Genomic DNA, 23524 nt, shown 5'->3' with positions numbered 1-23524 from the left:
AAAATACGTTTTTTCTTTCAAATATTTATGTTTGATTTTTTCAATAAAAAAATCCCGAACATTGTCGGGATTTAATTTATCGTTTTAAAGTAAAATGTCCTTTTGCTGTGCGTCCATTTTCTAATTCTAAAGTATACCAATAATCATCAGCTGGTTGAGGTTCTCCATTAAATGTTCCGTTCCAACCTTGATCAGTAGCACTTATTTGTTTCATTAGTTTACCATATCTGTTATAAATGTGAATTTTGGCATTAGCATTAAATGTTTTACTAAAGCCAATAATATTCCAATGATCATGATATCCATCACCATTAGGAGTGAAGAATTTAGGAGCACCAACCACGTTTACAGTTTCTTGAGAAGTTCTACAGCCAAATAAGTCTTTTACATAAGCTGTATGAATACCAGGAGAAACTTCGTAAAATGTATTACTCTCTTGAAATGGACCTAGCTCATTATCCAAGCTGTAAACATAATTACCATCTCCTGTAACATTAATTGTAACCGTATTCTCTTCTTGTAAATCTATGATAGTCGTTCCAAGAAAAACAGCAGCATTAGATTTGGTAACAGTTATAGTTCTTGTTCTAGAGCAATTAAAACTTGTAGTCACTTCAACTGTATATACTCCTTCTTGATTCACTTGTAAAGTTGAACCTGTTTGACCAACTACCTCTACAGTATTTTTAAACCATTTATAAGTGTAATTTGCTGTAGAACTTCCATCATTGATTCCAGCGTTTAATGTAATTAAATATAATGGGTTATCTGAACAAATATAATCTTGATCAGTCAAGTCTATACTTGGAAGAGGATTAACAACTAAATTTATTTTAGCATAACCAAAACAAGCATTACTTACTGAGCTATCGACACGTGCCCATATTACTTGTGCATTCGGGATGTCATTTCTAAAGTTTGATGGATTTGCAATAGCGTTTAATTGTGAGTCTCTATCAGCTACATTTCTATAGTATTTTATTGAATATGTCCCTGCAGGAAGCACGTTAGTTGTTAAATCAATTGTAACTGAAGATACGTCAAAAGTTGCGAAACCGTCTGTATCAGGATTCGCTGCATCGATATAATCATCACAAACATTAAATGTTTGTGTGTATGAAGCAGGAATTTGTGTAGTAATTACCTGAACATTTATCTGAGCTATTCTAAAGCATCCGTTAGCATTTTCAACTCTTGTCCACACAGTGAAAAATCCTGGGGAAGCAGAATTCAGATAAGCTGTAGGATTTGTAATTTGAGTTGCTGTATTTTCGTTTTGTGCATCCGTTTGACTCGTGTAATAAGTAAATGTTTGTGTTGCAGCATCAACAGATATTTGAGAATTGTTAACTGTTAAATTTACTGTTGCAATTCCGTCAAGATTATCGTCACATTGTACAATCGTAATAGGTGAACTTACAACAGGTAGTGCAAGGATTGATAAGGAAGTATCATTTGATAATAATCCACAAGAATTTCCTGTTTTGTCTAAACGAACTCTATATTTATAACTACTCATTGCATTAGTAATGTTGTTTACAGACAAAGTGTTTGTAGTAACATTTGAATATATAGTGTTGTTTGATAAATTACTCCATGTTGCACCATTATCTGTAGATAATTGCCATTGATAAGTATTTCCTCCATTGTCAGCAACAGTAATTGTAGCTGTTTCTAATTCACATGTTGGATTTGTCTGTGGTTGTTGCGTGATTTCTATTGGAGCAGAAACAATATAATTTAAATTTGGAGTTGTGTATCCTACACCGCTTGTTACCAATCCATTTTGGTTGACAGTTGGGGGCGTTAGTGCTCCTAAAATTCCATCACTATTTCCGTCTAAAAACCCTGCTTCAATAACATCATTACATAAATCGTTATCAGAATCTAAATCTCTATAATTTTTAATTCCGTCATTGTCTGTATCAACAATTCCTTCATTTAAATCTGTAATTCCATCATTGTCTGAATCAAGATCTAAATAATCTGGAATTAAATCTAAATCAGTATCGACAGGTGTTAAGCCTGGTTCGAAAGCATTATCTAAGCCGTTTGAATTAGTATCAGCATTTGATAAAGCAAGCGCATTGTTTCCTTGCACTTCTGTGATGTCTAAAATACCATCATTGTCGTTATCGGAATCTAATTGATTTGGAATACCATCACCATCTGTATCATTTGGAACACAAGTAGCTGTTAATTTAAAAGTTGATTTGTTGCCTGTTGAATCAAGTAAGTTTTTGTGTGTTACTTTGAATGTTGATGTTTGATACGATTGAAATTTAAATGTTCCTGTTCCTGCTGCTAATGGAACACTACCATTTAATCTGAAACGAATTTCAAATGATGAAAATTCTGTAACACCACTTTCATAAATTCCATCATAATTAGTGTCAATTAATAATTGATTTGTTGGATTAAGTACAGTTACAGTTTTATTCGTATCAGCATTAACAACATATTCTGCATTAGCATTAATCAAATCAGTTGCATTTGCAGTTAATGGATATTCTAAAGTTATATTTATAGGTTGAGCATAGGTTTGTTTATATGATACATAATAACCTTTTCCTGCGGGTATTTCCGTTACAAAACTGCCATTTGCATTGCCAATAAATGGTGTTGTTGCAGTTGGTAATGAATTAGTAATTAATCCAGTAAAGGTATTATTGTAAGTTCCTACAGAAACAAGTCCTGAATTTGGATTTACAATATTGATATCTTGATTTCCATAAGATTCTGCGCAGTTTAAAATGCCGTTATTATTGTTGTCTATATCAATATTATCATTTGCTAAATCTCCATCAATATTAGTAGGACATGAACTTACTGGAATTTCATCTGATTCAATTGGTGTTCCACAACCAGAAATACTAGCTTTTACTTTGTAATACCCTGGTTGGGTTGGTGTGTATTCATTAGTAATTGCTCCAGGAATTAAAACACCATTAAAAAACCATTCAAAAGTGTCAAATGAAGTAATACTATTTACAGCTAGTTTTACATTAGGAATACAATTAGTTGATGTTACTGTAATTTTATTGAATGATATTTCTGGCTTGAATGTAAATCCAGAATAAAACCCTCCATATGTAGCTGCGCCTGACGAACCATAGTAAGATAAATAAACTGATTTACTTGAAAATACAGACACATTGCCCGTTAAACCATTTATCATATAGGTTTGATATAATGGATTTCCTGTAACATTAAATGGACCATTAGCTACTACTCCAGGTGGAAGATTAGTTAAAGTATGGTTTGTACCATTAATTATGAAATCTAGAGAAGCACCTGTTTCAGTAACTAAGCAAACTGTTCCTGTGAAACTCGGATTTGAGCCTACTGAATTAATAAAAGGAATGTTGTTTATTGCTTTTGGAGTTTCACAACTAAGTGGAGGTAAAAAATGCATGTTTTGATTGGCCTGTGTACTTCCTCCAATTCCTTGATATGCAAAAGCTTTTTTTGAAGTTTTAACATATAAGTTGTTTAAAACAGAAAATTGAGAACCATTTAAGGCTACATATTCACCAGCATTTAAAACTATAAAAGGAGTAGTATTTCCATTTAAAAATACTTCGGTGTTATTTTCGTTTGCAACAATTGTTGGTCGTTCAATAACATCTTCACCATCACCTCTAATAAATATATATTCTGTTCCTGTTCTTTCTGCAGAAACAATTTGATCGAAACCAATATCAGAGTTGTTGCTAATAGTTCCATTAGACCCTCCATAAGAACCACAATTTACTGCCACAGGCTTGGTTGAAGATATTAAAGCTCCAATTAAGCCGTCAGCATTTTGTAGATGGGGTCCTTCTGCAGAGATAATGTAACTTTCGCCAGCATTTAATGTTACATTCGCAGGAGTATTGCCTGCTGCTGTATTGTTGTTAAGTATAACCCCAGGTTTTATATCACTAAAAGAAATGACCGTATTATTTTCTGTAGCTAAAATTGAAGCAAATGTATAGTGTCTGGAATCTGTAGCTATTCCAGTATTTATCATAGCACCAATTCTAAACTGAGTTCCTAATGCTGCCAGTCCTTTGGAAACCAATCCTCCAGCGTGGTTGTTACTAGCTGCGGTCAATCTTACAGTTACATAAATCAGATCATCAGCTTCAACTATATAGCCTTTATCGTTTAGAATTGTACTTACATCATGGCCATTAGCTAATAATTGAGTATCTGAACCTGTTCCAATAAATACTGTTTGAGGATTGTCTCTTCTTACAGTTCCTGTAGTAACGGCTCCTCCAATGGCGATTACTCTATAATTTATATCTGTAATACTCGGAGTAGAAATATACATGTATTGGCCTAATGTTTCATAGGCATCGGTATTTGATAAAGGCGGAATATAATGTGTTTTACTAAACTGAGAAAAACAATTTAAACTAAAAAATAAGGCTAATAAAAGTAACTTTGATTTCATGCGGTTTTTATATAACAAAAACCCCAAAGATAGTTTTTTATCTCTTAAGCGCGAAATGCCCTCTTACTATATTTCCATTAGTAAGTGTTAAAGTAAACCAATAATCTGTTGCTGGTAAATTTTGACCATTAAAAGTACCATTCCAACCTTCTGAATTAGAATTAAATTGTTTTACAAGCTTTCCAAACCTATCAAAAACGCTAATTAATGTATTTGGTTTCGTTTTTATATTTTTAATTACCCAAGTATCGTTATAACCATCTCCGTTTGGAGTAAAAAAGCTAGGGTAATCTAGAACATAAATTGTTTTTGTTGGAGTTGGAAGACATCCATTTAGATCTTTAACTGAAATAGTATACTCTCCAGCTGGAACATTTTCAAATAAAGGACTTGATTGATAATTTATTTGGTCAATTGAGAATGCATAATTACCTCCATTATCTGTGTAAGTAATTAAAATTGAATTGTTTTCATTGCCAGTAAACTCAGTTATTTCTGCATTAATATTAGATGCAGGGGCAGAAGTCTTAACAATGAAGTTTTTAGTTGCTTTACATCCGTTAGCATCGGTAACTACAACTGAATAATTTCCAGAGGAAGAAATAGTTGCTTCATTTGTAGTACTTACAACATTTAACCATGAATAATTGCTATAGATATTTGGAACACTTAAGGTTAAAGGACTTCCTTGACAAATACCAAAAGTTTCGGTATTAAAATTGATTGGATCCAGATAGTTTACTGTTAAGTTTACTTCAACTAAACCATAGCAATCTGGACCATTTATAATTCTAGCAAAAATGGTTTGATTGTTTGCAGTTGTATTTATAAAATTATTTGGAAGTGCATTATTTTCTGTTGTAGCATTAACTTTTGAAGAATAATATTGAACTGTTAAACCTGAAGGTAGTCCAGTTGTTACAATTGGAGTTATTTCTGCATTTAAATCAAAGGTTGTTATTCCGTTTTTAGTACCATCTTCATCACATTTTTGGTATGAAACGGGAGAATTGACAGGATTATTGGCAATTTGTAAATTTATTTGGCAAGTCGATTTACATCCGTTAGAATTTGCTACTTCAGCATAAATAATCTTAGGAATACTTGTATATGATGTTGTATTGACAATTGCTGTACCTCCAATAGTTTCATAATAAGATACATTTCCTAATGAAGTGTCGCCGTTTTTTATTAAGTTGTCTAATTTTGTAAGGTTAAAAATAGCACTACCATCGTTATTGTCATCACATTGGACTAAAACTTGATTACTTAAATTGGGAAGAGCGGCAAACTGCAATTTTACTTCACCAGTAGAAAGACAAGAACCATTTATCAAAACTTCTACCTTATATGTAACAACATTTGAATTAGTATTATCCGTTACAGGGAATGTTGGTGTTGTAATTCCTGTATCAATACCATTCTTAAACCATTTATAAGTATTTGTTCCAGGTTGTGTTGCATTTAATGTTACATTTTCTCCTGCACAATAAGGATTATTTGTTGTAATTAAATGATCTACTCCTAAATCGGTACTACTTTGAAAACTTCCTCCACCTAGAAATATAGCAGAATCGTATAAATTATTTCCTTGGTCAGCAATTACTAATTTGATATGGTAGGTTACTCCAGGCGTTACTACTGATTTTGCTTTTAAAATTTTAGTTTGACCGTTAAAAGTTGTTGGATGATTAAATCCGTTGAAAGCATCAAAATAAGGTTCGTTTGCCGGAGGACAAATTGTTCCAGATCCTCTAATAGTATTAACACTCACAGGAATATTTGTACCTGGTACCAGTGCCAAATTTTGATAAGTTGAGGATCCTACTGGTTTAAGTAAAAACGCAAATCCATCAGTATAACCACATTGATTTGCTGATGGACTTGATAAATATTGTTCTGATGAAAAAATATAATCAAAACTTATATTGTTTGTAAAAGGAATGAAATCAAATTCAATGACAGTTGCATTGATTGTATTGTTAACACTAATGGCTTGTTCTAAATCCGCATCACCACTCCAAGAAGTATCCCCTTCGCTAGAGTTTCCTGTATTAGGACCAATCGCAGAAACTGCTTTTCCTGTACTTAAAACTATACCATTAGCAAACGGAAATGTACTGGTGCCTTGGTTGAAATAACCATAACTTTGCTCTGCTCCAAAGTTTCCTCCAGAAACAACTACATTAGATACATTTGCACATCCACTGCTTGCAAAGACATTCTGAATAAGTTGTTGCGCTGTATAAGTATCATCAACTTGAATGTATTGAGCGTTACTAATTGTAAAACTTAAGAATGTAAGTAGTTTTAAAAATGATTTCATGTATTTTACACATTTTGGGCGTGCAAAGATACTACAAATCTCTTCTTTTGAGTATTTTATAAGATAAAATTATGAAAATTGCTGTCCAAACTATAACTGTAATAATCGAAAGATAATCAACACTATAGTTTTTGGTATTTTCAACTCCTATTTGAGTTCCAATTGTTTTTACAAAAGATAATCGTGTAAACGGTTCTACTATCAGACTAGACATTGATTCTAAAGGGAAAAACTGAAATGCTGTATCTACTTTTTCACTTCCGTTGAATATTTTGAACTTTAAAACTCCATAGGCAATATTTTCTAAAATACTCCAAATTAAAAGGAAACCTAATGCAAAAGCAGAACGTTTAACTAAGATTCCTAAAAACAAGCAGAATGAGAAAAATCCAACAAGCTTTACAAAATAGGCTAATAGATAATCTAAATCTGAAAAAATTATTGAAAATTCATTATACGATGAAAATAAAAGTCCTAAGATTAGCGACATTACAAAAACAAATGCAGTCGAAATTCCTGAAAACGCTAAGACAGTTAAAAACTTTGATTTTATGAACTCTTCTTTACTCATTCCGTCAATCAAGTTTTGTTTTAAAGTGCCATAGCTGTATTCATTTGCCATCATAGAAACTATAACAACAGCTAAAAAGAATTTAAGAATTGCTGCGATGTAAGTATTAAAATGCCATATGAAAGGAAAATTGAAAATGCCAGTTTCTGCCAAGTCTATTTTAATAGGTCCTATTTCAAATTTTATAGAAGCAATAAGTGCTATGAATGATAAAATAACGAAGTAAGCAATACTTAATACTCGACTCGCTTTATTTTTCCATATTTTTTGAAATTCTATTGATAGTAATCGTTTCATTTTGATTGATGATGTTAGTTTGATTGATGATTGTTTGTTAATTCTAGGAATTGTGCTTCTAGACTATGTTTACGTTTTACCAAATGTTGTAAAACAATATTTTTTTGAAACAAATATTGATTAAGTTCTTCTGATTCAAGATCTGATTTTAGATAAACCATTAACTTTCCTTCTTCTTCAGTTATTTTTTCTACTGATGAATGATGTTCTAAAACAGATTTTAGTTCATTGTTGTCTTTAGATTTTAGTTCAAAAAATCCTTGCTTATTTGTCATTCCATCGACAGTTCCTGAATATAACATTTCCCCTTTTCTGAGAACAAGAACATGAGAACACACTTTTTCTACTTCGTCTAAAAGGTGAGAGGCAAGTAAAATTGTAGTTCCTTGAGAGGCGATAAGTTTTATAATATCTCTAATTTGGTGAATTCCTTGAGGATCTAAACCATTTGTTGGTTCGTCAAGAATTAAAATTTCAGGGTCATTCAATAGAGCAGAAGCAATTGCTAAACGTTGTTTCATTCCCAAAGAAAAAGTGCTGAATTTACTATTCATTCGCTCAGTTAATCCAACGATTTCTAGTTTTTCCTGAACTTTAGTAAAAGGGATGTTTTTTATTTTACAAACTAGCTCCAGATTTTCTTTAGCAGTCATGTAAGGATAAAAGTTAGGACGTTCAATTATAGCTCCAACTTTTTTTAATGCGTCATGAGTTTGCATCTTTCCTTCAAACCATTGGTAATCACCAGATGTTTTGTTTACCACATTAAGAACTATACCAAGTGTTGTTGATTTTCCAGAACCATTAGGACCAAGGATACCATAAACATTGCCTTTGTGTATTTCCAGAGATAGGTTTTTTACAGCATGAACATATTTATTGTAAACCTTGTTAAGATTTGTAATTGTTAAGATTGTTTCCAAAATAATTGTTTTTTGATTGATAAAAGTAAGACGAAATAGTTTTATAAATGTTACAAAAAAAATCCTCAACTTGTGAGTTGAGGATTCATGGTATTTAAGGAGGTAATAGGTTATTTTGAACAATAATATGCTAAGCTGATAAATGATGGTGCTTTTTTTTATAAAACTGTAATAAAGTTTCATTCACTTCTTTCAATTCAGGAGTAAGATAAGTTTTACTTCCCTTAATATCGTTTGTAAGCTCCAACTGACAATGAACACATTGATATTCACTAAAGTGATTTGTAACTTTTCGTGTTGTAACTAGTTTATGACCAAAAAGGTAGCAGAAAATTTTTTTCGAAAACCATTTTTCTTTGAAGCTCATCTTGTTCATAACTAGAGTATTAACATTATTGTTATGTAAAAATATAAATATTTCGATAAAGCGTGTAAAAAAATCGTTTAAATGTAATTCTTAATATATAAATTGATATTTTTCTTACAAAATTATCAATTTTTAAATAAAAAATACTCAACGTTAAGTATTGAGGATTAGGTTATTATGTTTTAAAAGTTGATGGTTAACTTTTTTGTTCTTTATTAAAATATACTAAGTAGTAATACATTTGTTTTTCTTCGTCCCAGCCTTTTTCAACAAATTTTTCAGCACTCTCTGGATTTACAAAGTCTAATTTGATTTGAATGTTTGTATCTAATTCGATAACATTTTTCATTTTACGACGCGCATCAGTAACTGCGGCATTTGCAATCGGGAAAGTCGTCAAATCTTCGATACTGTATTTTTCTCCTTTATCTATTTTATAGTTTTTAAACTCCGAAATCAAATCAGGATTATCAATCACTTCATTTAAGAAATTAGTTTCTTCAAAATTATCATTCTTAGCAAAGTGATTTACTGCACGATTCATGAATAAAACTTCTTCTTTTTTATCTTCTGCAGGTAAAACAACATCTTTTGCAAAGTCCTGACAGAATTTTAAATACTTTTTAGTCATGAAGTTCTCATCCTGAAAAGCATCCACAGAAAGGAAATGTTCTAACCAATAACGAGCATCATATCTGTTGCTATCAACTGTTAAAATTTTGTAACCTTCTTCTTTTTTATAATTGAAAATTAAACACCCTTTATCTAGTTTTTGAAGATTGATTCCTTGTTGAAGAATCATTTCTAGATTTGTTTCTTTCTCTTCAAACTGAAGGAAATCGGTTTTAATTTCACTTTTAAAAATCCCAATTGCATCTACAGGGTTATTATCGATGGAAACATTTGTTAGATAAGCGATATAAACTTCACCGTTTTTAATGTGCGGATGATTAGACTGCTCAAATAAGTGTTTTGTAATCTTTTTAGAAACTTCATGAACATTGCTTGGGTTGTTGAAAATTTCTGAAGCCAAATTGTACATTTCGTTGTATTCTAAATCAACATCATGTGCAAACTGATAGTAGTTTTCTTCGCCACTTCTAAACGGTTTGAAGAAAAATTCTTTAAGTAAAGGCATTATTTCATCATTTAGTGCATAGGGTTGTTCTGAAACAAAAACAGCTTCATTTCTACTTTTATTTCCAACTCTATGAATAGAAAGATTGTCGATGTGGGTATTAAAAAGATTTATCATTTTGATACTATTTTAGATAAAAAAACCAAGAAAAAAGAGAAATCTAAAATCTTGGTTCTATAATAATTTATTTTAATTTTTTAGTTCCAATTGTCTTCGAATCCATAATCTTCGAAAGAATCATCTCCTTCAAACATATCAAGGTCTTCGTCGTCGTAATCGTCTTCGAACTCACTTCCAAATTCATCTTTTTCTGAAGCAAATTCTTTATCAGGAGCTGTCATTGGCATAATTCCGTGAGAAAATAAAACATCAGGATAGCTTACGCCGCTTTCTGGTTCTTCAATAGCCGCAAGTTCTACAAAGAATGTCCACATATTGAAAAAATCATATACATAAATCATTTTTGTACTGTCCTTATCAAACATACCAGACAATAAATAATCTGCCATTGTTAATCCTTCTCCAGGATTGTCACCTGTATCAAATAAAGGAATTTCTTGGTCTTGATTCCATTTGTCATCACAAGTGTAAAACGCAGCCATTTCCATGCCATCAAAATCAAAAGAATTTACAATACTATTGTGTAAATCCTCTAAAGTATCATTTTCATCTATAGCGATATCTCTAAATATATCTTCTTCTGCATCTAAAATGACTCTAAATTTGTAAATCATAAGCTTGAATTATTGAAAGGTCAAAGGTAAAATATTAATTACGAATTATTAATTATGAATTACGATTTGTTGATAATATTTATTCCATCTGTTTAAGTTTCTCTTTTGCAAGCTTTTTTTGATTTTCATCTCCTTTATCTAAAAGAACAGTGAAGAAACGTTTTGCGTTTTTGTAATCTTTATTGTTGAAATATGACAAAGCCAAATTGTTAATTATGATAGTGTCATCAGATTTTAATGAATACGCTTTTTCAAATATTGGAAGTGCTTTTTCCAGTTTATTATCCATTAGATAAGCAGAACCAAGGGTACATAAAATAATAGGATCATTAGGGAAAATACTATTCATTTTTTCAGCTAATTGAAGCATATTACCATCTTCATTATTTTTATATAAAGTGTTTTGGTAATCTTGAACCGCAGCTTTTAAGAAATTAATTTCGTCTTTTAAAGGCTCATTATTTGACCATAACCACTTGTGGTTTATTTTTTTTGAGTATTCTAAGGTCTCAAGTAATTCCCTCGTAAAATCATTGAATCGATTAAAAGTTCCCAAAGCATATATTTTCCCAAATCGCATATCTAATCGCTTTGGGTTTTTCTTAATACCTTCCACTAAAAAGTTTTGTGAAACATTAAACAAAGAATCATTTTGTGTTTTTTGACCTCCTAGGTAAGCAACAGGTTTTTTTGTAGAGTCTTGTACTTCATACTGAGGATTCTCAGTAGGAGAAGGTGTTAGACTCATTATTTCTTTAGTGGCTTCTTGGTAATAGAAATTGAATCCGCCAATATATAATTCAGGATTTGAAGGTTCTTTTTGTTTCCATTCTTTAAATAGGTTATCCATTGATTTTGCATCTGAACCTAATTGCATTAAAATTTTAAATCGGTCATTGAAACTTTGACTTTGAGATGCTACAGAACAAAGAACAGTAAGTATAAAAAGTACTTTTTTCATTTTTTTATTTTTGGTAAAATTCGATTGGTAAATTGTCAGGATCGGTAATAAAGAAAAATTTCTTCTCAGTGTATTCGTCTATTCTTATTGTTTCACATTCTATTGAATACGAAAGTAAATAATTTCTAGTTTTTTCTATATCATCTACTTCAAAAGCTAAATGTCTTAATCCCGATGCTTCTGGTCTGGAAACTCTTTCGGGAGGATTAGGAAACGAAAACAACTCTATGGCATAATTTCCGTTTATTGCCAAATCGAGTTTATACGATTTCCTTTCAGATCTAAAAACTTCTTCAATAATCTCTAAACCTAAAATTTGCGTATAAAAACGCTTTGATTTTTCATAATCAGAACAAATGATAGCAATATGATGGATTTTGTTAATTTTCATCTGTTTTTTTGAAAGAAATTTTATGTTTAATTCGCTTTTTAAATTTAGTAAACTTTTTGCTAGTCGGATATTGTCTGTTGGACGTCATATTGTTAAAGACCAAAGCCACTAATAAAAGTATTGTAGCTCCAGTTAATACTGGTGTTATAACATACCAATAACCCAATTTTAAAATGGTAGGTGACCCTGTTACAGCAATTAAAGCTGTAGCTCCCCCTGGAGGATGTAATGTTTTTGTTACTTGCATTAAAACGATTGCTCCAGCAACCGCTAAAGCCGAAGCCAACCAAATAATATCAGGGAAAAGTTTAGCCATTGATACTCCTACTATTGCTGAAACTATATGTCCACCAATTAAATTTCGTGGTTGTGCGAGCGGACTCTGAATTACTCCATATACTAAAACACATGAGGCACCAAATGAACCAATAAGAAAAACAAAATCTTCTTTAGGAAAAGCATCATATTGCAAATAGGCAATAATTCCCATGCCAACAAAAGCTCCAACAAAGGCCCAAAAATGCTCTTTGAAATCAACTAATGTTTCTTTGTAAAGAATATATTTTGTCCTACGATAACCACGTTTAATAATTTTTTTTGGCATTAATTGATATTCTTTGGTTTGTATGTATAAACGGTATACGGATAAATAAACTGTGCAGTTGTTTTAGAAATTAAACAAACTACTAAAATTGGAATGAATAATGTGTAGTCGTTTATTAGTCCGCAAATTAAGAAAATTGATGTGAAAGGAGCGTGAATACTAGCACTAAGCATGGCAGCCATACCAATTACCATAAAGTTGATAGGAATCACATTAGCGTTAAAGAAAGTATTTAAAATTACTGCTACCAATAGCCCTAAAAATGCACCTAAAAACATACTTGGAGCAAATACACCTCCATCGCCACCAGATGCTAGTGTTACCGAAGTAATGATGGGTTTTAAAAATAAGATTCCCAATACGGTAACTGCAAATGATGTTGAGAAGGTTAAGTTTTGTGCATTAAAAAATAGTTCTTTTACCGCATGATAACCTTCTCCATATAATTGAGGTAAAAGCAGTAAAGAAACACCAATAGTTAATGAGCCAATTATAATTTTAGTACTATATTTTTCAATTTCAATAAATTTAGATTTTATATAGATGACACATCTTGTAAGGTATACCGAATTTACTCCTGCAAGTAATCCTAGTAAAATAAAATAAGGAAATGCTTTTAAGTGCCAAGTTGTAATAACTACTTCAAAAAGTGGTTTTTCATCCAATAATAAAATGAAAGTATAGGAAATAGCCACAGCAATAGTAATGGTTATGGCATAAAAGCGAGATATTTTTCTCGAAATTACTTCAAAAGAAAAAAGTATCCCTGCAATTGGACTGTTAAATAAAGCGGTAATTCCTGCTGCAATTCCTGCACAAACTAATTCGGTTTTATGACGTTTAAAAACATTCTCCTTTTGCTGCGCAACAGAACCAATTGCTGCCGAAGCTACCACCGTCGAGACTTCGATACCTGTAGAACCACCAAAAATAACAGTTAGTAATCCATTAAAAAAGTGAGAAGGAATTTTATAAACTGGAAGTCTCTTTGTTGGAGAACCAGTGCTTTCAAAAATTTCTTTTATGCCTTTATTTTCTTTCTTTTTAAATAAATATTCGCGTAAAAAATAAATTACAGATAATCCAAATAATGGGAAAACTAGAAATAAGAACCAATTAGCATTTGCCTTATGAAATAGGATTTCTTCATAATGTTCTGTCAATTTTTTTAAAGAAACAGCTAAAAATACAGCCGAAAAACCAATTAACACCGAAGCTATAATTAGTTTTTGAGAAGTAATTGCTTTATGATTTTTACGAAGTTGTGTTGTTTTGTTCATCAATAATAGATTCTACCCATGTTGGTTTACAAAAATAAGCACTCAACCTCAAAAAGTATTTTAAAAAAAGTTAAAAGTTGAAAATAATTGACTGAAATCTAAATTAATGCAAGCTCTTTTTAAATTTTTAAAGGCAATTTTTCTTCTGCAGTTGCCTTAGTATTTGATACTGTTTTTATAATATAGAAAAATAGTCTTTATCCCATATTCATCGGCAGCTAATTCCTTGTTCAATTTTCCGTCATAAGGAGTAAGGTTATCTTGAGCTAGTAATACTGAAAAGGCTAATAATAGTATTGATAGGATATGTTTTTTATAACTGGTTTTATTTCAAAGAAAAAAATGGAGCATTTACAATTCGGTATCAAAATTCTACATTTCAGTAATTATAAATTTAATAGTATCGATTGAGATTGCAATTTTGCTTCATCAAATAAACAAAACCATGAAGACTACAATTACATTTATTTTAACTTTATTTTCGACTTTTAGCTTTGCTCAAACAACAGTTTCGGGAAAAGTGTTCGATAATAAAAACAAACCACTCGAAGGAGTTAACGTATACATCGAAGGTACTTATGACGGTGTTATGACAAATGCAAATGGGGAATTTGTGTTTACTACTTTCGAAAAAGGGCAGCAAATATTAGTAGCTACTTTACTCGCTTTTGATGATTTTAAATTAGTTATTGAAGTTGAAAAATCACAAAATCTTATTCTTAAAATGCGTCCAAGTGTAAATACGCTTGATGCTGTGGTTATTACTGCAGGAACTCTTGAAGCTGGAGATAAAGCAAGAGTTTCAGTTTTAAAACCGCTTGATATTGTTACAACAGCAGGGTCTGCGGGTGATATTGTTGGTGCTTTACAAACACTACCAGGAACACAAACAGTAGGTGAAAGTGGAAGATTATTTGTACGTGGTGGAGAAGCAGATGAAGCACAAACCTATGTTGATGGATTACGAGTTTCACAACCTTATGGAGCTTCTACAAATAATTTACCAACTAGAGGGCGTTTTTCACCTTTCCTTTTTAGCGGAATTTCTTTCTCAACAGGTGGTTATTCAGCTGAGTATGGAGGAGCACTTTCAAGTATTTTACAGTTAAATACTATTGAAGAACCAATACAGGATCAAACAGATATATCACTAATGACAGTTGGATTAGGTTTAGGCCATACAAAAAAATGGGAGAAAAGCTCCATAAGTGTAAACACTGCTTATATAGATTTGGCTCCATACCAAGCCGTTGCTCCACAAAATGTAAGTTGGAATAGAGCTTTTCAATCTTTATCTGGTGAAACAGTGTATCGATACAAATTTAATTCTGGAATGTTTAAAATGTATGCTGCTTTTGATGCTTCTCGTTTTGATGTTAACCAAGAATCAATTAATACACCACTTCCAACTCGTGTAAATCTTAACAACAACAACTTTTACTTTAATTCTTCATATAAAGGGAAATTTGGAAGTAATTGGCAGTTAACAACAGGTTTAAGTTACGGTTATGGAGCAACTAATACATCTTTAATTATTGGTGATATAGAAAATAAAGAACATGCTTCTCATTTAAAAGTAAAATTGAAAAAGAGTTTTTCAGATAGAGTTAAACTTTCTTTTGGTGCAGATTACTTTATCACAAAGTTTGATGAAAGTTTTAATGTAAATGCAAAAGTGAATTACAATCAAAACATTGTTGCTGCTTATAGTGAAGCTGATATTTTCTTCTCTAAAGAGTTTGCTGCAAAAGTGGGAGTACGTTTAGCCAATGATAATTTGCTTAATGAAACATCTATTTCACCAAGAGCTTCTTTAGCTTATAAAGTTAGTGATGGGAGTCAGTTTTCATTTGCTTACGGAATGTTTGATCAAGCGCCTAATCAAAGTTATTTAAAATATAATTCTTCATTGCAAAACGAAAGAGCGTCTCATTATATCTTTAATTATCAGTACACAAAAAACAAACGTACGTTGCGTACAGAACTTTACTATAAAGATTATAAGAATCTAATAAAGTATGATAATGGAATGCCAATGTTTAACAGTAATTTCAATAACGATGGCTTTGGTTATGCAAAAGGATTAGATGTTTTTTGGAGAGATGGTAAATCAATTAAATATTTAGAATATTGGTTGTCGTATTCTTACATCGATACAAAAAGAGATTATAAAAACTATACTACACAAGTAACCCCAAGTTTTGTTGCGACACACAATGCATCATTGGTGACCAAATATTTTATAGAAGAATGGAAGTCACAAGTTGGTTTTTCTCATACGTTCAATTCAGGAAGACCATATAACAATCCTAATGAGTCAACTTTTATGAATGGTAAAACTAAAACGTATAATAATTTAAGTGTTAACTGGGCTTATCTTATAACACAACAAAAAATATTGTATTTCTCGGTTTCAAATGTAATGGGAACACAAAATGTATTTGGTTACGAATATGCAAATACTCCAGACTCAAATGGTACATACAATAGAAGAGCAATTACACCTACAGCAGATAGATTTTTCTTTGTAGGATTCTTTTGGACGATTAGTAACGATAAGAAAACGAATCAGTTGGATAATCTTTAGAAGTTTGTGTAAGGATTGTAAAAATTAGCAAAATTTTTTTGTTAAAGTAAAATTAGTTACCTTAGTTAGGAACTAAAACAATATCTTATGAGAAAAATTACGCTAATTTTTACATTTCTAATTTTAAATATTGGATTTACCTATGGTCAGGTAACAGCTGTTGTTAATGCCCCGCCAAACGATGCTTCAACAACACAAAATCGTGCCCCAAATGGCACTAGTACACATTCTTTTATGAGAGGTTCTGCGCTCGTATTAACATCAGAATTAACCTCAATTCCAGTTAGTTCTTCGTTGAATTTATTTGGTTTTGTTACTACAGCAGGTGCAAATGTTGCCGTTACTGGAACATTAACTGTTTATATGAAAAATAGTACTGATACTTCTTTTACTTTAGGAACAAATTGGAGCACAATTATTACTGGCATGACACAAGTTTATTCTGGTACTTATACAGTTCCTGCAAGCGCTACAAATATTGATTTAACTTTGAGTACTCCATTGGTTTATACTGGAGGTTCTATTTATGTTGCTTATGATTTTGTAAGAACAGGTACAGCAGCTACAACGGCAGCTACTTATGGTTCTAATTCCACTGGATTAGTAGGTGGATGTGTTTCGGCTGCAAGTGCAAGTGCAGCGCCTACAACATTAGCTTCAACAAGTTTTAGACCTGTTATGCGTTTTGGATACCCTAATCCTTATTCGAATGATGTGTCTATTGAGAGCATTAATAGTTTAGGAAATGTAGCAAATGTGTTAGGCACACCAGTTCCAATCTCTGCATTAGTAATGAATAAAAGTAACACTACTTTAAATAATGTTACAGTAAATGCTAACTTGACAGGTGCTAATGCTTATACCGATGCAAAAATTATTGCTACAATAGAGCCAGGTGCAACTCAAACAGTAAACTTTAATGATTGGACTCCAACAACTTTAGGAGCAAATACATTAAATGTAAGTGTTCCCACCGATCAAGTGAATACAAACAACTCCTTAAGCTTTAACAATACTGTAAGTTGTAATACTTTTGGTATATCCCAAAATCCTGTAAGTTATACTGGAGCCGTTGGTTTTGGTACAGGTTCAGGAATTTTGAGCACACCGTTTCAAGTTTCTACCGCAACAACAATTACAGGTGTAAATGCTGCTATTTCAAATAATACAGCATCAGTAGGTAGAAATGTATATGGTGTAATTTTAAGTAGTACAGGTACTATTTTAGCAACTAGTACAAATACCTTAACTATTGCAAATGGGGATTTAAATAGTATAAAAACATTTAACTTTAGTCCTTCTGTTTCAGTTGCAGCTAATCAATTAGTATATTATGGTTTAGCTCAAACAGCAAACGCAACAGCTTATTATCCTTTGGGAACTTATACAAATGCTTATTTAACCACTTCTTACTATACGACCGCTTTAACAGGAGGAGCGCAAACTCTTGTGCCATCAAATTTAGGACAAATGGGTATTGAACTAAATTTAACAGGAACTTGCGCTCTAGGAGTAGAATCTTTAGAATCGATTGATAATAATTTAACTGTATTCCCTAATCCAGCAAGTTCTATTTTAAGTGTAAAATTGAATTCGTTTAATAATAATACAAGTTTTGAAGTTTACAATACAATAGGTCAATTAATAATTCCAACTAAAAAAATAGATAATAATAAGTTTGAGATTAATGTTGCATCACTAACAAAAGGAGTTTACTTTTTAAAAGTAAATGACAACAATAAGTTAAGTAGTGTAAAATTTGTAGTAGAAAGATAGTTTATTTATATCATAAATTTTTTATAAACCTGAAGCTAAGTACTTCAGGTTTTTTTTATACTGTATTAATACTATAACGTTTATAAAAACAATTCATCCTCAAAAAACAACAGTTCAGTAAGTATAAATTTTATGAGAGATATTGTCGAAGTACTTTTGATTCAGAAATTCAAACAAAGGGTTTCAATCATCAAATATCAAATTATTAACAAACTAAATTTTAAAACTATGTTACGAATTATTACTTTTTTAGCTTTATTGATTAGCACAACAATTTTCGGTCAAGCAAAATACGAACAAGGAATGGGACAAGCTCTTGGAATGTGGAAAGAAGGAAAATCTACTGAAGCTTCCGCATTATTTGAAAGAATCGCATCTGTAGAGAAAACAAATTGGTTACCAAATTATTATGTCGCAATGGTTAACTGTGTGGAAGCATTCAAACCAGAAAACAAAGAAAAAATATCTGTATTGCTTGATAAAGCACAAAAAGCAACAGATGAAGCATTTTTGCAAAGTCCAAACAACCCTGAAGTAATGGTAATGCAAGCTATGATTTACACAGTGTGGATTGTTCAAGATCCAATGACAAATGGAATGAAATATTCAGGAAAGGCAATGGAGCAATATTATAAAGCACAAGCAATTGCACCTAACAATCCACGTGTGGTTTTTTGCAAAGCCGAATTTGAATTAGGCGGAGCGAAATGGTCTGGTGCCGATACTAAACCTATCTGTGCTCAAGTGGAGAAATCAATCGAACTTTTTGCTAATTTTAAACCAGAATCTCCTTTTCATCCAAACTGGGGATTGGACAGAGCAAAACAAACTCTTGAAAGTTGTAAATAATATAAAGATAAAAGCATAGATTAATGAAAATTAGTAATAAAGAAATTGGTAAAGTATTCTTTTTTGGGATAATAGTTTTTATTATCATTCAACTAATCAACTTAGCTTATGGTGGAGAGATAAAATTTAATAATCATCTTTTGATAAGTTTTATTTACACAATGCTTTATACTTTTTCTTTAGGTTATGCTAATAAAGCGGTCTTTATTTTTCTGGATAAAATTTTTGAAGAAAATAGGTTTTCCTTAAAAAGAATAATAATTGGTTTTTTCGCATCATTTATAGTGTCATTAGTTGTTATTTTTCTGCTTCGCATTACTGAAGATGTAATTATAGAAAAGAAAACATTTGCAGAGTTTATAGCCAATGAAAATGCAGGAAACTATGTTTTTGCGATAATTATTACTTTCATGGTTTCTATTTCTCTATATGCTTTTCACTTTTACAGAGCATATCAAGAAAATAAATTAAAGGAACAAAAGGTGATTGCAGGAACAGCTTCTGCAAAGTTTGAAACTCTAAAAAATCAAATCGATCCTCATTTCTTATTTAATAGTTTAAATGTGTTAAGTTCATTAATAGAAGAGAATCCTGAAAGTGCTCAAAAATTTACTACTTCTTTATCTAAAATTTATAGGTATGTTTTAGAACAAAAAGATAAAGAATTGGTTTCGGTTGATGAAGAATTATCATTTGCAAAAACCTATATGAATTTGCTTAAAATGAGATTTGAAAACAGTTTAACTTTCGAATTGCCTTCAGATTTTAGTAATAACGAAGCAAAAGTAGTTCCTCTTTCATTACAATTACTTTTAGAAAATACAATTAAACATAATGTTGTGAGTGAAAAAAAACCGCTGAACATTAAAATTTATATCCAAAATAATTATCTGATAGTAGAAAACAATTTGCAAAAGAAAGAAGTGCTTCAAGATCGTAAAGGAGTAGGGCTACAAAATATTGTAAATCGCTACGGATTAATATCTGAACGAAAAGTATTAATAGAAGAAAACGAATCATTCTTTAGAGTTATGATTCCAATTTTAACAAAACAAGTTGCATACATGGAAAGTCAAAATATATATAACGAAAATATGGCTTACGTTAAAGCCAAAGAGCGAGTAGAACAGTTGAAAGGATTTTATGGAAATTTAATTTCCTACTGTTGTGTAATACCAATTTTAATAGCAATAAACTTAAATACAAGTGTTGGTTTTCAATGGTTTTGGTTTCCATTGTTAGGTTGGGGAATGGGATTAACTTTTCATGCTATTGAAGTTTTTGGATACGGGAAAAATTGGGAAGAACGTAAAATTCAAGAAATTCTTAAAAAGGAAGATCAACAAAACAACAAATGGAACTAATGGAAGAATATAAAACCCCTGAAGAAAGAAGAATAGAACAAGCTCGAGATAGAGTTCAAAAAATTAAAAAATACTACGGTAATTTGTTTATTTATGCAGTTGGAATTGTAATTTATGTTGCTAAGACTTATTTTGGGGCTCCATTAAACTTTTTTCCAATTAGATATTTAAATGAGTTTGTAATGTGGTGTTGGACTTTCTTTATCGTCATTCAAACCTTGAAAATATTGTTTGCTGAGAAATTATTTGGAACTAATTGGGAACAAAGAAAAATTAATGAGATTTTAGAGAAAGATAATCAATCAAAAAAACGCTGGGAATAATGGAAAATTTAAACGAAGAATATAAAAGATATGAACGCGCAAAAGAGCGTGTCAAAGATATAAAAGAATTTTACACACATCTTTTTACTTACATCTGTGTAATCTCATTTTTGGTATTTATCAATTTAAAATATTCACCCGAACATTTATGGTTTTATTGGCCAATGTTGGGTTGGGGAATAGGATTGTTATTTCATGGGTTAAAAGCTTTAGATGTTACTTTTATGAGTAAAGATTGGGAAGAAAGAAAAATCCGAGAGTATATGGAAAATGAAAAGAAAAATCAAAACAAATTCGAATAAGTATGAGTATTCAAGATAGAATTGATCGTCGTGCTGCACGCCGAATTGATCGTAGAAATATGAAAAATTTTGTTCCTTCAAACGAAGAAGAGGCAAAATACTTTGAAGCTTACAAAAGAGTAAAGAGAGTAAAAGGTTTTTATACCCATGCTATAGTTTACCTTGTTATTAACATTATGATTGTTATCATAAATATTCAAGATTTAGATCCAGGAGAGTCATATTTTCAAATGCATAACTTTTTTACCGCTTTTTTCTGGGGATTAGGGTTACTTGCCCATGGTTTATCTGTATTTTTACCTAACCTGATTTTAGGGAATAACTGGGAAGAAAGAAAAATTCAGGAGTTAATGGAAAAGGAGAGAAGTAATCAAAACAAATGGAAATAATTTAGTTTTAAACTAGTACAATGAATATTATCATTATAGAAGACGAAAAGCCAGCGGCACGTTTATTGCAACGAAAACTTGAAAAATTAGGATTACAAGTCAATCAAATGTTACATTCTGTAGAAGAAGCTGTAATTTGGTTCCAAGATAACACACATCCTGACTTGATTTTCTTAGATATTCAACTTTCAGATGGTTTGTCGTTTGAAATTTTCGAAACTATTGATATTAAAAGCGCAGTTATTTTTACTACTGCCTATGATGAGTATGCTTTACGCGCTTTTAAATTGAATAGCATCGATTATTTGTTAAAACCTATTGACGAGGATGAACTAGAAGTTTCCATAAATAAATTCAAGCAACGCAATCAACCACAAAATTTGTCCTTAGATTTTGAAATGATAAAACGTATGCTAGTTAACCCTGTTGAGAAAGAATATAAAAAGCGATTTACAGTAAAAATTGGGCAACAATTAAAATTGATAGATATTCAAGAAGTTGAATGTTTCTTTAGTCAAGATAAAGGAACGTATTTGCATACTTTAGATAATCGTGATTACTTACTCGAAGGTACTCTTGAGCAATTGGAAACAGAACTTAATCCAGAAGACTTCTATCGCGTTTCCCGTAAATTCATTGTACCAATGAAAGCCATAAAAGAAATCCAAATGCATAGCAACTCTCGTTTAAAACTTATTTTACCTACCTACAAAGAAGATGAGGTAATTGTAGCTCGTGAACGTGTTGGCGATTTCAAGGATTGGATTGGTTAATTAATAAAAAATAATCATTTTATGAGATTGAGCTTCATAGTTGTTTCTCTTTTATTTATTTACTCAATCGATGCAACGTAAATGTCATTGCAGTCAATAAAAAGAAAGCCATTACCTGATGGATTAATCCCAACCAAAGTGGTACACTGTATAAAAGTGTGAAAACACCCAGAGCAAATTGCAGAAACACAATAATGACTAAAGTTTGAATTCCTTTGCATTGTGTGGTTGTTAAAATGAATTTTTTACTTTTGAAATACAAGAACAAAATTAATCCAACTACTACATAAGCCATTGTTCGGTGCACAAATTGTACGCCACTTTTACCTTCCGTAAAACGCAATAGCCAAGAATCTTTTTCTAAAGCAATACTTTCATGAAAAAACTGTCCGTCACTCATCAAAGGCCAATGATTGTGAATTAATCCTGCATTTAAACCAGCAACAAATCCACCATAAATGATTTGAATCAACAAGAAAACAATAGCAAATCGTGCAATTTTACGCAACGGAACTATAACTTCATTACGTTCTGGATAAATCAAGTCTAAAGCCACCCATAATGTATAGGCAAATGTTAAAAATGCAAACGTTAAATGCAATGATAATCTGAAATGGCTTACATCCGGATTGTCAACCAATCCACTTTTTACCATGAACCAACCAAAAAAACCTTGTAAGGCTCCCATGCCCAGAAGTATAAAACATTTTTTGAGCGTGGGTTTGTCAATCTTCTTTTTAAGTAAAAAGTAAAAGAATGGTATAATGAATACCAATCCTATAATACGTCCGATGAATCGGTGAAACCATTCCCAGAAATAAATAAACTTATAATCAGAAAGAGTAAAACCACCCTCTTGATACTGGTTAATTTTTTGATATTCAGGAAATTGCTTGTAAGCATCAAAAGCTTTCTGCCATTTTTCTTCTGTTAAAGGAGGAAAGGTGTCGGTAACTAAATGCCAATCGGTCATAGACAACCCTGAATTGGTCAAACGGGTAATTCCACCCACTACGACCATTATAAAAACTAATACACAACCCGAAAGTAACCAATAAATTACGGCTTTGTTTTGTTTCATATCATACTATTTTGTCATGAATTCACTATACTATTTTAAATTGTCTG

At 31.3% G+C, this 23524-nt stretch carries 20 protein-coding genes; 8 read left to right on the top strand and 12 right to left on the bottom strand.

Annotated features, from left to right (window positions below; translation table 11 throughout):
• Positions 1–76: 76 nt before the first annotated feature.
• From LJY17_RS07025 to LJY17_RS06975, 11 genes are all read right to left on the bottom strand, one after another.
• Positions 77–4441, bottom strand: coding sequence for a T9SS type B sorting domain-containing protein (locus LJY17_RS07025; RefSeq protein WP_264543136.1), 4365 nt, complete (start codon positions 4439–4441; stop codon positions 77–79).
• A 37-nt stretch (positions 4442–4478) separates the two neighbouring features.
• Entirely contained in the window at positions 4479–6767 is a 2289-nt protein-coding gene (locus tag LJY17_RS07020) for a T9SS type B sorting domain-containing protein (RefSeq protein WP_264543135.1), read from the bottom strand.
• 31 nt (positions 6768–6798) lie between these two features.
• Positions 6799–7635, bottom strand: a complete 837-nt coding sequence (locus LJY17_RS07015) for an ABC transporter permease (RefSeq protein ID WP_264543134.1) — start codon at positions 7633–7635, stop codon at positions 6799–6801.
• Positions 7636–7649: 14 nt separating this feature from the next.
• Entirely contained in the window at positions 7650–8558 is a 909-nt protein-coding gene (locus LJY17_RS07010) for an ABC transporter ATP-binding protein (RefSeq protein WP_264543133.1), read from the bottom strand.
• Positions 8559–8688: 130 nt separating this feature from the next.
• Entirely contained in the window at positions 8689–8934 is a 246-nt protein-coding gene (locus tag LJY17_RS07005; protein ID WP_264543132.1) for a hypothetical protein, read from the bottom strand.
• 187 nt (positions 8935–9121) lie between these two features.
• Positions 9122–10180, bottom strand: coding sequence for a nucleoid-associated protein (locus LJY17_RS07000; protein WP_264543131.1), 1059 nt, complete (start codon positions 10178–10180; stop codon positions 9122–9124).
• An 80-nt stretch (positions 10181–10260) separates the two neighbouring features.
• On the bottom strand, positions 10261–10797 hold the full coding sequence (locus LJY17_RS06995; RefSeq protein WP_264543130.1) for a plasmid pRiA4b ORF-3 family protein: 537 nt from the start codon (positions 10795–10797) through the stop codon (positions 10261–10263).
• A 79-nt stretch (positions 10798–10876) separates the two neighbouring features.
• Entirely contained in the window at positions 10877–11758 is an 882-nt protein-coding gene (locus LJY17_RS06990) for a tetratricopeptide repeat protein (RefSeq protein ID WP_264543129.1), read from the bottom strand.
• 4 nt (positions 11759–11762) lie between these two features.
• Entirely contained in the window at positions 11763–12149 is a 387-nt protein-coding gene (locus tag LJY17_RS06985) for a VOC family protein (protein ID WP_264543128.1), read from the bottom strand.
• On the bottom strand, positions 12139–12753 hold the full coding sequence (locus LJY17_RS06980) for an HPP family protein (protein ID WP_264543127.1): 615 nt from the start codon (positions 12751–12753) through the stop codon (positions 12139–12141). Before LJY17_RS06980 ends, LJY17_RS06985 begins: the two co-directional genes overlap by 11 nt.
• A complete protein-coding gene (locus tag LJY17_RS06975) occupies positions 12753–14033 on the bottom strand; it encodes a chloride channel protein (RefSeq protein ID WP_264543126.1) in 1281 nt (426 codons plus the stop codon). Before LJY17_RS06975 ends, LJY17_RS06980 begins: the two co-directional genes overlap by 1 nt.
• Positions 14034–14478: 445 nt before the next feature.
• On the opposite strand from LJY17_RS06975, the gene LJY17_RS06970 reads away from it, so the two are divergent.
• The 8 genes from LJY17_RS06970 (at position 14479) to LJY17_RS06935 (ending at position 22396) form a co-directional block, all read left to right on the top strand.
• Positions 14479–16620 carry a TonB-dependent receptor gene (locus LJY17_RS06970; protein WP_264543125.1) on the top strand — a complete coding sequence of 714 codons (2142 nt, stop codon included), beginning with the start codon at positions 14479–14481 and terminating at the stop codon, positions 16618–16620.
• An 87-nt stretch (positions 16621–16707) separates the two neighbouring features.
• A complete protein-coding gene (locus LJY17_RS06965) occupies positions 16708–18396 on the top strand; it encodes a T9SS type A sorting domain-containing protein (RefSeq protein WP_264543124.1) in 1689 nt (562 codons plus the stop codon).
• Positions 18397–18624: 228 nt separating this feature from the next.
• Positions 18625–19245 carry a hypothetical protein gene (locus LJY17_RS06960; protein ID WP_264543123.1) on the top strand — a complete coding sequence of 207 codons (621 nt, stop codon included), beginning with the start codon at positions 18625–18627 and terminating at the stop codon, positions 19243–19245.
• A gap of 23 nt (positions 19246–19268) precedes the next feature.
• Positions 19269–20609: a 2TM domain-containing protein gene (locus LJY17_RS06955; protein WP_264543122.1), complete on the top strand. Its 1341-nt coding sequence runs from the start codon at positions 19269–19271 to the stop codon at positions 20607–20609.
• The gene (locus tag LJY17_RS06950; RefSeq protein WP_264543121.1) at positions 20609–20932 is read left to right on the top strand and encodes a 2TM domain-containing protein; all 324 of its coding nucleotides are present in this window, start codon (positions 20609–20611) and stop codon (positions 20930–20932) included. The genes LJY17_RS06955 and LJY17_RS06950 overlap by 1 nt, the downstream gene beginning before the upstream one ends.
• Complete coding sequence (locus LJY17_RS06945; protein WP_264543120.1) at positions 20932–21234, top strand: 2TM domain-containing protein; 303 nt, start codon at positions 20932–20934, stop codon at positions 21232–21234. Before LJY17_RS06950 ends, LJY17_RS06945 begins: the two co-directional genes overlap by 1 nt.
• A gap of 2 nt (positions 21235–21236) precedes the next feature.
• Positions 21237–21623: a 2TM domain-containing protein gene (locus LJY17_RS06940; RefSeq protein WP_264543119.1), complete on the top strand. Its 387-nt coding sequence runs from the start codon at positions 21237–21239 to the stop codon at positions 21621–21623.
• 20 nt (positions 21624–21643) lie between these two features.
• On the top strand, positions 21644–22396 hold the full coding sequence (locus LJY17_RS06935; RefSeq protein ID WP_264543118.1) for a LytR/AlgR family response regulator transcription factor: 753 nt from the start codon (positions 21644–21646) through the stop codon (positions 22394–22396).
• A 55-nt stretch (positions 22397–22451) separates the two neighbouring features.
• Here the strand turns inward: LJY17_RS06935 and LJY17_RS06930 are convergent, their stop codons facing one another.
• Positions 22452–23477: a COX15/CtaA family protein gene (locus LJY17_RS06930; protein WP_264543117.1), complete on the bottom strand. Its 1026-nt coding sequence runs from the start codon at positions 23475–23477 to the stop codon at positions 22452–22454.
• Positions 23478–23524: the final 47 nt, after the last annotated feature.

Origin of the sequence: Flavobacterium hankyongi, assembly GCF_036840915.1 — a bacterium.
GTDB classification, from domain to species: domain Bacteria; phylum Bacteroidota; class Bacteroidia; order Flavobacteriales; family Flavobacteriaceae; genus Flavobacterium; species Flavobacterium hankyongi.
This window is presented reverse-complemented; position numbering and strand designations above follow the sequence as displayed.